This is a genomic window from Lacticaseibacillus sharpeae JCM 1186 = DSM 20505, from assembly GCF_001436225.1.
Classification (GTDB): Bacteria; Bacillota; Bacilli; order Lactobacillales; family Lactobacillaceae; genus Lacticaseibacillus; species Lacticaseibacillus sharpeae.
In genome coordinates, this window is record NZ_AYYO01000016.1 from 1 (window position 1) to 12,731 (window position 12,731).

Here is a 12,731-nt window from a genome sequence, read left to right on the forward strand (position 1 = left end):
AAGGACGAACTCCAAATGATAAATTTACTATTCAACACCGTTTGACATAGTTCCACTATTTTTTAGTCGAGTGCTTTCTTCTGATGTATTCGCGGTAATATCCACATATAATTAGGGTGCTTGCAATTATGTTAAATCCAAAATTAGTTACTGATTCGTTTATTGGAATTAATAATTGAATTCCGATTACAAGACTGAACGCTGTCCAGAAAAGTTCGGAGGGTTTGGGGGAGTGACGTGAATTCATTAGTATTTCTTTCCGGCAATCTTGGCCATATCGTACTCCTCTTTAGCAACGTTAGCCTTTGCGACACCTTTGTATAACTTGGTTGCGGTGCCACTACCAACAGTGACTGCACCAACAATCAAACCAGCCACCGCAACTGGAGGAACTAGTGCTGTAGCTGCCCCAACGATTCCACATACGATAGCAAGAGAGGTTGCTGAAATTCCGGTCCCTGCGATATAGGAGTTACTCGACTGGATTGCACTCCGGTATGCTTTAACATGACTGTTTGTGTTCTTTACTTTGTACTTGGCGATGCAGCCAATGCGGATGTAGTTTCCATCAACCTGATACCAATACCGTGAATCAGCGGCAAGATGAACCTTTGACCCGATTCTTGCAAGATCACCTAATGAAATACCGTTAAGCGGAGCGGTTGATGCAGTTTGATTAACTACCATTTTCCCTGAACTATCGGTAATTGAAGTGGTTATTTGTTTCAGCGTGTAGTCGTTATTAACCCGTACATGATAACCGTCACTGTTCATCGAAAGCGACATTGTAGTATCTGTAGTTGTTTTTTCAATTTTGTAACCATTTACCGTGATAGTTTCAGACTGTGCTACATCTGTGGATTCGGTGTTTGAGGTAGCTAAGGCGTAATACGTCGGACTTGCATAGGTGGCTACTAAAAGCACCGTTAGAAATAAATAGATAAATTTTTCCCGAAAATTTTTAATCATCATTCGTTCCTCCAAAATTGTGGTAATGTGCATGAAGACTACATCAGACCAAGGGGCCACCAATCTAAATCAGATAGTTGATTCAATATAATTTCACCTCTTTTATTTTGTGAACTACTATTGATAATGCTATCATAACTTTTAGGCAAAATATTCTTTGCCAAGTAACCCGACATAAGGAGTTCACAAGTATGAGACACAATGAACTAATTAGAAAGTTGCGCCATGAGCGGGGCTTGTCACAAACTGAGCTTACAAGTGGAGTTTGCAGCCGAAATGCACTATCTACCTTTGAGACTGATGGCAGTAAAATGTCGTTTGAAAGTTGTTTTGCGTTTTGTGAAAAAATGAATATTACGCTGGAAGAGTATGAGTACCAGTTCCACGATGGTAACATAAGCGAAAAAAGAATCATTTCAAGGAAGGTAAAAGAGGCGTTTAATACCAGCTATTCCTCAGAACTATCTAATGAACTACTTGAAAAATACGCATCCACAAATGATTTTTACTATTATAGTTTGTATGCACAGTACTATTTGTTGAGTAATCTAAACACTGAACAACTGAGGAGTAATACAGCAAAAGGCATTGCCAAAAAAGTTAAACGATACCTAGACGCGGTAGATGTTTGGGGCCGCTTTGAACTTGTTCTGTTTAGTAATTGCATGTTCATGTTTGAAAGTGAATATATCGCTTTTCAATTTCACGAGTCGATTAAGTTAATGCGTGTTTATTCAGATAGCGCAAGTTATTCAGCTGATTTGTTGGCTTTTTTGGTAAACGGAACTCAACTTATGTATGAACGTAAGGCTAAAGTAGAATTGGATATTTTTTTGGCTGAGTTACAGGCCGTTGCGCGAAAGAGTTCGGATTACAGGACACTTTTGGCGAGCAGGGTGTTTTCTTTTTTGCAAAAGTCGTACAGCTCGAACAAAACGGATGAGGCGGAAAGAACGCAATTGCTCGCTGTAATTCGTTTTTTTGATAACCAAAAGTGGTATCAACTTGTCAGTGATGTGCAGTAAATCTCGTAGAATACAGTGAATATCTAATGCACATTGATTAGCCACTTCCTGGTGACGGGTGGTGGCTCTTTTTTCATGGCTGCAAACGGACAATAATCTTTTTAAGAAATTATTGCGGTGACGCATCCTTGATAGACGGGCATTTGTCGTGATTGAGCAGCTAACGTTCGTGTCTATCCGAATAAAAGCTTAACTTTATGCTTGAAATGTACCTAAAAGGTTAGTAAACTAGTCCTATCAAACCAATAGGAGCGCGTCATGGATAACTTTTTCAAGCTAAAGGCGAACAATACCACAACTGGCCGCGAAATTATGGCCGGCTTCACTACTTTCTTCGCAATGTCATACATTCTGTTCGTTAACCCTCAGATTCTCTCCCTCGCTGGGATGCCTTCCCAAGCAGTCTTTCTCGCAACCATCGTGGCCAGCGCCATCGGGACCGCGGTCATGGGACTGTTCGCGAACGTCCCTTACGCGCTGGCACCGGGGATGGGGCTGAACGCCTTCTTCACCTACACCGTGGTCTTCGCGCTGGGTTACACCTGGCAGCAGGCCCTCGCCCTCGTGTTCATCTGCGGGCTGTTCAACATCTTCATCACCATCACCAAGATCCGGAAGCTGATCATCGTGGCGATTCCGGAAGCCCTCCAGCACGCAATTGGCGGGGGGATTGGGGTGTTCGTCGGCTACATTGGACTGAAGAACGCCGGCTTCCTCCAGTTCACGTCCGATTCTTCCGACATCTTGAGCATCAACAACGCGGCTTACAACATCGGCACCACGCACTTCAAGGGTGGGGTCACCGGCGTTGTTACCGGTGGCGGCATCGTGCCCGCGCTGACGAACTTCGCGAACTCCGGCGCATTGCTCGCCCTCATCGGGGTTGTCATCATGGTCATCTTGTTGATCAAGAAGGTGCCTGGTGCCGTGATTATCGGGATTGTTCTGACCACCCTGATTGGGATTCCCATGGGCGTCACCGACCTGAGCTTCTCTGCCTCCAACTCGCTAGCTAACTCGTTCGCACAGCTGGGCACCACGTTCGGCGCTGCGTTCGGCCCCCACGGGATGGGCACGCTGTTCACCGGCGGCCACAACATCATCCTGTCGCTGATGACCATCTTCGCGTTCTGTTTCTCCGACACCTTCGACACGCTGGGTACGTTCATCGGGACCGGCCGTCGCACCGGGATTTTCTCCGACGACGACATGAAGAAACTCGAGACCAGCACTGGCTTCTCCACCCGGCTGGACAAGGCACTGTTCGCCGATTCCATCGCGACCTCCATCGGGGCCATCTTCGGGACGTCTAACACCACGACGTACGTTGAAAGTGCCGCCGGGATTGGTGCCGGTGGCCGCACGGGGCTAACCGCCGTGACCGTCTCCATTCTGTTCCTGATTTCCGCCGTCTTCGCGCCAATCATCAGCATCGTGCCAACGCAGGCAACTGCGCCCGCACTCCTGATGGTCGGGGTCATGATGGTCAGCTCGTTCAAGGAAATCAATTGGAACGACCTCGCCGAAGCCATTCCCGCATTCATGGCGTCCATCGTCATGGGGCTCATCTACAACATCTCGTACGGGATTGCGGCCGGCTTCATCTTCTACTGCCTGATCAAGATTGTGCAGGGGAAGATTAAGGAAATCCACCCGGTATTGGCCGTGGCGACGATTGGGTTTATTTTGAACTTTGTGATTTTGGCGATACTGTAAATTGAATATTACCTTTTAATGCGGGCCAGCGCTGATGAAGTGCTGGCCTTTTTCTGTACTACCGGACGCTTTCCCCCATTTGCGCCCGGGAACACCTGTGCGCCTGTGGTAAAATTAAGCTAGCGAAGTATGCAAGGGAGGCGCCCACAATGGCGATTTTTGAAAAATATCACCCAATTATGTCGGTCCACTACACGATGGACTGGCTGACGCTGTTCAAGGCCAAGGACGTGCTCACGATGCGGCAGAACCTGGAGATTGCACAGGCGCAGGCACGACCGGTCGACAAGACGATTGGCGACACGGCGCACTTCATCAACCGGGCGATGGCGCTCGTGATGGGGAACAAGGCGCTGCTCTACGGGATTCGTGACCGCCAGAGTGACGAACTGGTCGGCACGTTCGGCCTGTTCGGTTTCACCACCGATGGCAAGTGCGCGACGGTGCGGATGGCGACATTGCCGGAAACAGATAGTGCGGTGCTGACGGAAGTGTTGCCGCGGATGCTCGGGTTTGCGGTGCACGAACTCGGCTTGACCAAGTTGCAGGCGGGCCAGATTGTGCGTGCAGCCGACCGCGAGCTGTACCTGGCCAACCATTTTTCGCAGCAAAAGGACGGCTCACTGGTGCTGAATGCAGCGGACATCTTGGCGCTGCCGGAGTACCATTTTTAGCATTAGTCGGTGAAAGGAGACGGTGAGCGTGGAACAAGGGTCATTATTCGATGATGAACAGCCCAAGGAAGAAAACGCCGGATACCAGCCACTCGCGGCCCGAATGCGGCCGCAGACGCTGGCGGATTTTGCCGGTCAACAGAACCTCATCGCGCCGGGCCGGGTGCTGTTCAACCTGATTGAGCGCGACCAGATTACCTCGATGATTTTCTGGGGCCCACCTGGTGTCGGCAAGACGACGCTCGCCCAGCTGATTGCCAGCCAGACGCAGGCCCAGTTCGTGAACTTCTCCGCCGTCACTAGCGGCATCAAGGAAATCCGTCAGGTGATGCGTGAGGCCGAACTGAACAAGGCGGGCGGGCACAAGACGATTGTGTTCGTCGACGAAATCCACCGGTTCAACAAGGCGCAGCAGGACGCCTTTTTGCCGTACGTTGAGCGCGGTAGCATCATCCTCATTGGTGCGACGACTGAGAACCCGAGCTTCGAGATTAACTCGGCGCTCTTGTCCCGGTTGCGGGTATTTGTGCTGCACGCCCTGAGCGAGGACGACCTGGTCGGCTTGCAAAAGCGTGCGTTAACCGATCCGCGCGGGTTCGGGGACTTCAAGGTGCAGGCTGATGACGACCTGCTGCACAAGATTGCGGTGTACGCGAACGGGGATGCCCGCACGGCGCTGAACACGCTGGAGATGGCGGTGACGAACGGCCAGGTAGTCGATGGCGTGACCACCGTTTCCAGCGACGATTTGCAGCAAATCATGGGCAAAAAAGCGCTGATGTACGACAAGCACGGCGAGGAGCACTACAACCTAATCTCGGCGCTGCACAAATCAATGCGTAACTCTGATGTGGACGCCGCATTGTACTGGCTTTCCCGGATGTTAGAGGCGGGCGAGGACCCGCTGTACGTGGCGCGCCGGCTGGTGCAGTTCGCCAGTGAGGACGTCGGCTTGGCGGATTCGCGGGCATTGGAAATTGCCGTGGCTGCGTTTCAGGCCAGCCAGTTCCTCGGCATGCCCGAGTGTTCCGTGAACCTGGCCCACGCGACGGCATACCTGGCACTGGCGCCGAAGAGTGCGTCGGTCTATGACGCCTACAACGCGGCCAAGGCGGATGCGGTCAACATGCTGGCTGAACCCGTACCGCTCCAGATTCGCAACGGCGTCACCAAGTTGATGCAGGAAGAGGGCTACGGTAAGGATTACCAGTACGCTCAGGATGCACCGGACAAGCTGACGACCATGCAGACGATGCCGGACAACTTGGTGGGCAAGCAGTACTACCACCCAACCAGTCAGGGCAGTGAGGTCCGCTGGGCGCAGCGGTTGGAACAGATTCGCCAGTGGCACCGGCAGCACGACCCGAAGCCGGGCAGCAAGTAGTGTGATTCTGGCCCCGAGTTTGTTACAATACAGGCAACTAGAAGAGAGCGGGGAAAATCTAATGTCCAAGAAGAAAACATTGTTCGCATTTGCGGCCGGCGTTGCGCTGGGGGCCCTGATTTCCAAGACCCATATCGTCGTTGCACCGGGGGAGAAGCAGGCGCCCGCTGATGTTCCAGCACCAACGCTGAGTCAGGCAGTGCCGCGTCCCGGTCGTCCGCGTCCCCAGATGCGCGCGGCGGGGCAGACGGTTCGGCCTAAGCGTGTGCGGTAATTAAAGATGTCGGTAAGCCGTGAAGGTGCCCCTGAGGCAATTCTTTGCGGCTTTTTTGGAGGAAAATTATGCGCAGTCAAGAAACGATGATGCAGCTGATTATGCAGGTAGCCCAGGCCGATGCGCGCGTACGGGCCGTGTATATGAATGGGTCGCGGGCGAATCCGAACGCCAAGCATGACCTCTTTCAGGACTTCGACATCGTGTACGTAACTACCGACATCACGGGGATGTTGGCGGACCGCACGTGGTATGCGGCATTCGGCACGCCGTTGCTGCACCAAGAACCAGATGCCCTCGACACTGCGGTGGGTCAGGCCAATGATCCGCAGCAAAATGGGTACACCATCATGAGCGTTTTCACGGATGGCAACCGGATTGACCTGCACCTCGAGCCGGTGGCAGTTTGTGCACGGACGTACGGTCAGGATGGTCAGACCGTGCCGCTGCTGGATAAGGATGGTATTTTGCCCGCGTTGCCGCCGACGAGCGACCGGAATCACTGGGTGCAGAAGCCGACGTCAGCGTTGTTTTACCACCACACCAATGATTTCTGGTGGGTGCTGCCGTACGCGGCCAAGGGTTTGTGGCGCGGCGAATTGCTGTATGCGAACGCGATGATTAATGACGTGTTGCGCCCTTACTTGCTGGATATGTGCGATTGGCTGGTTGGCAGCGAGCACGATTGGGCCATCAGCACGGGCAAGGAGCACAAGCAGCTGGCCCAGTTGCTACCTGATGTGCAGTGGCAGAGTTTGCAGCAAACGTATGCGCTTGGTGACACCGAAGCAGCGTGGACGGCGCTGACGACGATGGCGGACTTGTTCAGTGCCGTCGCTGGTGAGGTTGCGTACCGCCTCGGCTTCGAATACGCGGCTGTCGAAGAAGCGGGTAGCCGGCAGTACGTGACGGCGATTCGGACTTTGGCGCCGGACGCGCAGAACCTCGAACTGAATTAGAACACGAGTGAAACTAGGAGCAGTGCGGATTTTCGTCCGCACTGCTCCTTTGCGTTACACCAGTATCGTATGCAAATGGACGCATAAACTGTAAACTATCACGCATGAAGGAAGTTAAAATTTGCTAGTGCCTGGAACACAAAGCCCGGCCGTAAAGCATTTGCCGATTTTTACCGGCAGTGTTTGACCGCGGTGATTTGCAAATTTATGCGAACTTGTGCGTTACAGCTGTAACGCGCAGCGACTGAAGAAGGAGTTGAAACTGCTCGTGATTAAGAAGGAATTCTCCAACATCTTCCACAGTAAGTCGATTATGTTACTCATTGTGGCGATTGTTCTTATTCCATTTGTTTATTCATTTTGTTTCCTGACGTCTGCCTGGGATCCATACGGCAACACGGGGAAGGTGCCGATTGCTGTCGTGAACCACGACAAGCCGACGCACCTGCAAGGCAAACTGGTTAATGTTGGGGCTCAGACCGTAGCCAAATTGCGCAAGGATAACCAGCTGGGCTGGCACATCGTGAGCGCGCAGGAAGCGGCTAAGGGGCTCAAGGACAACAAGTACTACACGGTTGTGACGATTCCCGAAAACTTCTCGAAGAATGCCGCAACGGTGCTGAACCTGCATCCGAAGCAGATGAAGCTTACCTACAAGACGAACGGCTCTTTGAACTACATCAGTGAAGTCATGAGTCAGGTCGGCGCCGACAAGTTGAACGCCCAGATTCGGGCGAACGTCACCAACGCCTTCGCCAGCACCCTGTTTGAACAGGTCGGCAACATCGGCAAGCAGATTGGGACCGCCGCAACTGGTGCGACCCAAATCAGCGACGGGACCGTGACCCTGGACAACGGGGTGAACCAGTACACGGTCGGCGTTTCCAAGGTCCACAACGGGATCCAGACGATGAAGGTTGCGGCTTCCCCACTTAGCTCTGGGGTCAAGCAGCTCGCAGACGGCGGGAACCAGCTGAAAGATGGGACTAGCCAAGTCGCAAACGGCCTGGGTCAGTTGCAGGGCAACATTCCGGCACTGAGCACCGGGGTGAACAAGCTCGACGATGGTAGTCACCAGATTAAGGGTGGTTTGTCCGACATTAACAATCAGGTTAACGGGACGGGCGATAGCGATTTGACTGGCGGGGTCCAGAAGTTAACTGACGGCATGAACCAGCTTAACCAGAGCGTTAACTTTGGCAACGGCAGCGACCCATCTTTGGTTAGTGCCGTTGAGCAACTTTACGACGGCGTTGGCCAGTTGCAGACGGGGCTGAAGCAGTTCCAGACGCAGACACTGGGCGATAACAACAGCGCTGACCCAACCAAGTACGGGCTGGCAAAGGGTACTGAATACATCACAAACAAGATGTTGACCTTGCAAAAGAAGGTTAATGACCAGGTTAGTGCCCTGAAGCTTGCGACTGGCTTGCTCAAGTCTAACGTTTCGGCAGCGAAGTCCAACCAGGCAACTGCCGATAAGGCCATGGAATCCGCAGTTGCCGGCATTACTGACCCTGATCAGAAGGCGGCTGTTGAAGCGGCCTGGAAAAAGGTTACGGCTGCACAAGACAAGATGGGTACCGTTTTGGATAACGGCAAGACCCTCACGAACGACGATGCTAAGAACCCGCTGGGCGCAATGTCCAAGATTTCGGCAATGTCTGTCTTGAACCTGGTCGTATACAACATGGATACAGATGAAACCGATCCAGAAACTGGTGATCCTAATGGTTTGCAGACCGCGGTTGGCCAATTTGCCGATGGTCTGTCAACGATGAATGTCCAGCTCAACCCAAGTGCCGCAGCAAAGGCTAAGGATCCAGAAACCCTTGGCTTTGACGAGGGTGTTGCAAAGCTTGTCGACGGGAGTAATCAGCTGAAGGCTGGCCTCAAGAAGGTCTACCAACAGCGGGGGACACTCGCATCTGGTGTGCAGCAGCTGACTGACGGCTTGAACAGCCTGAACGTCAAGGCACCTAAGCTTTCAAGTGGTGTGACCCAACTGCTCAACGGTTCCGGTCAGCTCAGCAATGGTCTTGACCAGCTTAATGGTCAGGTGCCAACACTGGCTTCCGGGGTCAACAAGCTCGCAGATGGTTCAAAACAGGTTGACACCGGTGCTGGCCAGCTCTCTGATGGCCTCAACCAGCTCAACAGCAAGGTACCCGCCCTCATCGACGGGGTGAACCAGCTGAGCGACGGGACCACCCAGCTCACCGACAACTCCGGCGCGCTGACCGATGGGACCAGCCAGCTCAAGGACGGTTCCAAGAAGCTTGCCGATGGTCTGACTGACGGTTACAAGCAGGTCAACAACGTTAAGCTGACCAAGGCAACTGCCAAGATGTTCGCGGAACCAAGTAAGGACGTCCAGAAGCGGATGACGACCGTGCCGAACTACGGGGCCGCACTGGCACCTTACGTTCTGGCTCTGGCGCTGTTCATCGCCATCATCATCTTCAACTTCACCTACCCAATGCGCCGGCACGATGGTTACAAGTCCGTTGCTGAATGGTTCAAGGCGAAGATTGCGGTTGGGACCCTGGTGGCCCTCGCAATGGCTCTGATTGAAGCAACGCTGATGCTGGTTATTGGTTTGCCAATCGACCATTTGGCCCAGTTCTACGGGATGACCATCCTGTTCGCGCTGTCGGCAATGTACCTGACCCAGATGCTGAACCTCGCGTTCGGCGGCGTCGGGATCTTCATTGCCCTCGGCCTGCTCACGATGAGTGGTTCCGGTGGTCTCTTCCCAGCTGAAACCATCAGCCCACTGTACGAGACCTTCCAGAAGTTCCTGCCAATGACGTACGCAATCAACGGTTTCCGCAACGCGATTACCAGTGGGATTGCTTCCGCCACCGTGGCTGAAAGTGTCATTATTCTGATTGTCATCGGCCTTGTCAGCATCGCGCTGATGTTCCCGGCAATCAAGTACCTGATGGCCAAGCTCGACATTGAACCAACTAAGTAATAGAAGTAACGCGATGCGCGTCCGGAGTCCGGGCGCGTTTTTGCGTTGGCCGGGAAAATGGCGAGCGGCCACTTTTCCCCGGACATTCCGTGCAGACTGCAACCAAAAGCGCGGGCGATTTGTTGTATACTGTATGTATCACTGAAAGCGCTCATTTTTAGCGCAATATCACAGTCCCGACTATTACTAGGACTAATGGAGGTTTTGTACATGACGAATACTACTGATTACAGCACACCAGAGTACTTTGCCCGCATGAAGCGTTACTGGGAAGCCGCAAACTACCTGTCTGTCGGTCAGCTGTACTTGAAGGACAACCCGTTGCTGGAACGTCCGCTGACCAAGGAGGACGTTAAGGCCCACCCAATCGGCCACTGGGGCACGATTTCCGGGCAGAACTTCATCTACACCCACCTGAACCGGGTGATCAACAAGTACGACCTGAACATGTTCTACATCGAGGGTCCCGGTCACGGTGGCCAGGTGATGGTGTCCAACGCCTATTTGGACGGCCACTATTCCGAAATTTACCCTAACATCAGTCAGGACAAGGTCGGCATGAAGCGCCTGTTCAAGCAGTTCAGCTTCCCAGGTGGGGTGGCTAGCCACGCGAGCGCCCAGACGCCAGGCTCCCTGCACGAAGGTGGGGAACTTGGTTACGCACTCAGCCACGCGGTCGGGACGATTCTCGACAACCCGGACGTGATTGCCGCAACGGTCATCGGGGACGGTGAAACCGAAACGGGTCCACTGGCAGCTAGCTGGTTCAGTGGAACGTTCATCAACCCAATCAACGACGGGGCTGTGCTGCCAATCATCCACATGAATGGCTTCAAGATTTCCAACCCCACAATTCTTGCCCGCAAGAGTGATTCTGACGTGCGCAAGTACTTGGAAGGGGCTGGCTGGGCACCAATCTTCGTTGAAGGTGACGATGCCGACAAGCTGAACCCTGAACTTGCCGCCGCAATGGACGGGGCCATCGAGAGCATCCGCAGCATCCAGAAGCACGCCCGCGAAACCGGCGATACCACGCAGCCTAAGTGGCCCGTGATTGTCTTCCGGTCACCAAAGGGCTGGACTGGGCCAAAGGAATGGAACAATGTGCCAATCGAAGGCAGCTTCCGTGCGCACCAGATTCCAATCCCCGTTGACGCGGCTGACATGCAGCACGCAGACAACCTGACTGACTGGCTCAAGTCCTACCACCCAGAGCAGCAGTTTGACGCCGATGGTCACCTGGTGCCTGACCTCCAGGCACTGGTGCCAGCTAAGGACAAGCGGATGTCCAGCAACCCAATCACGAACGGCGGGCTTGACCCCAAGCCGCTTGTGCTGCCAGACTACCGCAAGTTTGCACTGGACAACACGGTGCACGGCAAGGATACGAAGCAGGACATGATTATTTGGTCCGCATACCTGGCTGAACTCATCAAGCTCAACCCGGACAACTTCCGGATTTTCGGCCCCGACGAAACCATGAGTAACCGGCTGTACGACATCTTCAAGGCGTCCCCACGGCAATGGCTCGAACCAATCAACGACTACACGGACGAGAAGCTCGCTCCTGCTGGCCGGATTATCGACTCCCAGTTGTCTGAACACCAGAGCGAAGGTTTCAACGAAGGCTACACGCTGACGGGCCGCCACGGTCTGTTCACTAGTTACGAAGCCTTCCTGCGCGTCGTGGATTCCATGATTACCCAGCACTTCAAGTGGATCAAGGAAGCCAGCGAGCAGCCATGGCGCAAGCACTACCCATCACTTAACATCGTGTCCACCTCCACCAGTTTCCAGCAGGATCACAACGGGTACACGCACCAGGACCCAGGGATTCTGACCCACGTGGCGGAGAAGACGCCGGAATTCGTCCGCGAATACCTACCGGCCGATGCCAACACCATGCTGGCGGTTTCACCACTGCTCTTCAGTAGTGAGCAGACGGTCAACATTCTGATTGCTTCCAAGCAGCCCCGGCAACAGTTCTACACGATTGATGAAGCAACCGTGCTCGCGAACCAGGGTCTGGCGCGCATCGATTGGGCAAGTACCGACGACAACGCCGAACCCGACGTGGTCATGGTCGCTGCCGGCACGGAACCGAACATGGAAAGCTTGGCCGCAATCGACCTGCTCCATGATGCCTTCCCTGAACTCAAGATTCGCTTCATCAACGTGGTTGACCTGCTCAAGCTGCGGGCGCCAGAAGTTGACCCCCGTGGTCTGAGCGAAGCGGAATTCAACCGTTACTTCACCACGGACAAGCCCGTCATCTTCGCCTTCCACGGCTACGAAGGACTGATCCGCGACATCTGGTTCCCACGTGCTAACCGCAAGCTCTCTGTCCACGGTTACCGTGAAGAAGGGGACATCACCACGCCATTCGACATGCGTGTGCTCAACAGCCTCGACCGTTTCCACCTGGCGAAGGACGCCATCATGTCCGTACCGGGTTACGCGGAGAAGGCCGGTGCGTTCATTCAGGAAATGGACAACAAGTTGCAGTATCACCACGACTACATTCGCGAGAACGGGGATGACATCCCTGAAGTGCGCGACTGGCACTGGACGGATGTTAAATAACAACTGAATAATGTTACTGGCGGGCCATTCAATCATTGTGATTGGGTGGCCCGCTTTTTTGGTGCAGTTATGGCTGTGATTTTGGTAATCGCCGATGTGCCGGTGGTGATAATTGATAAAATTATCAAACCCAACTAATCATGAATATACTTATAAAATGTTAGTACAAA

9 protein-coding genes are annotated in these 12,731 nt (G+C 53.4%); 8 read left to right on the forward strand and 1 reads right to left on the reverse strand.

The window, feature by feature from the left end; genetic code table 11:
* Positions 1 to 246 precede the first annotated feature (246 nt).
* A complete protein-coding gene (locus FC18_RS04585) occupies positions 247 to 972 on the reverse strand; it encodes a hypothetical protein (protein ID WP_156300904.1) in 726 nt (241 codons plus the stop codon).
* A 188-nt stretch (positions 973 to 1,160) separates the two neighbouring features.
* On the opposite strand from FC18_RS04585, the gene FC18_RS04590 reads away from it, so the two are divergent.
* From FC18_RS04590 to FC18_RS04625, 8 genes are all read left to right on the forward strand, one after another.
* The gene (locus tag FC18_RS04590; RefSeq protein WP_056975577.1) at positions 1,161 to 1,994 is read left to right on the forward strand and encodes an Rgg/GadR/MutR family transcriptional regulator; all 834 of its coding nucleotides are present in this window, start codon (positions 1,161 to 1,163) and stop codon (positions 1,992 to 1,994) included.
* A 258-nt stretch (positions 1,995 to 2,252) separates the two neighbouring features.
* Entirely contained in the window at positions 2,253 to 3,710 is a 1,458-nt protein-coding gene (locus tag FC18_RS04595) for an NCS2 family permease (RefSeq protein ID WP_056975579.1), read from the forward strand.
* A gap of 149 nt (positions 3,711 to 3,859) precedes the next feature.
* On the forward strand, positions 3,860 to 4,384 hold the full coding sequence (locus tag FC18_RS04600) for a GNAT family N-acetyltransferase (RefSeq protein ID WP_054678752.1): 525 nt from the start codon (positions 3,860 to 3,862) through the stop codon (positions 4,382 to 4,384).
* 103 nt (positions 4,385 to 4,487) lie between these two features.
* Positions 4,488 to 5,768, forward strand: a complete 1,281-nt coding sequence (locus FC18_RS04605; protein WP_162207918.1) for a replication-associated recombination protein A — start codon at positions 4,488 to 4,490, stop codon at positions 5,766 to 5,768.
* Between the two features lie 61 nt (positions 5,769 to 5,829).
* A complete protein-coding gene (locus tag FC18_RS04610) occupies positions 5,830 to 6,042 on the forward strand; it encodes a hypothetical protein (protein WP_054678759.1) in 213 nt (70 codons plus the stop codon).
* Positions 6,043 to 6,110: 68 nt separating this feature from the next.
* Complete coding sequence (locus tag FC18_RS04615; RefSeq protein WP_054678762.1) at positions 6,111 to 7,001, forward strand: aminoglycoside 6-adenylyltransferase; 891 nt, start codon at positions 6,111 to 6,113, stop codon at positions 6,999 to 7,001.
* Between the two features lie 268 nt (positions 7,002 to 7,269).
* On the forward strand, positions 7,270 to 9,978 hold the full coding sequence (locus FC18_RS04620) for a YhgE/Pip family protein (RefSeq protein ID WP_162260704.1): 2,709 nt from the start codon (positions 7,270 to 7,272) through the stop codon (positions 9,976 to 9,978).
* 210 nt (positions 9,979 to 10,188) lie between these two features.
* Positions 10,189 to 12,561: a phosphoketolase family protein gene (locus FC18_RS04625; RefSeq protein WP_156660867.1), complete on the forward strand. Its 2,373-nt coding sequence runs from the start codon at positions 10,189 to 10,191 to the stop codon at positions 12,559 to 12,561.
* Positions 12,562 to 12,731 lie beyond the last annotated feature (170 nt).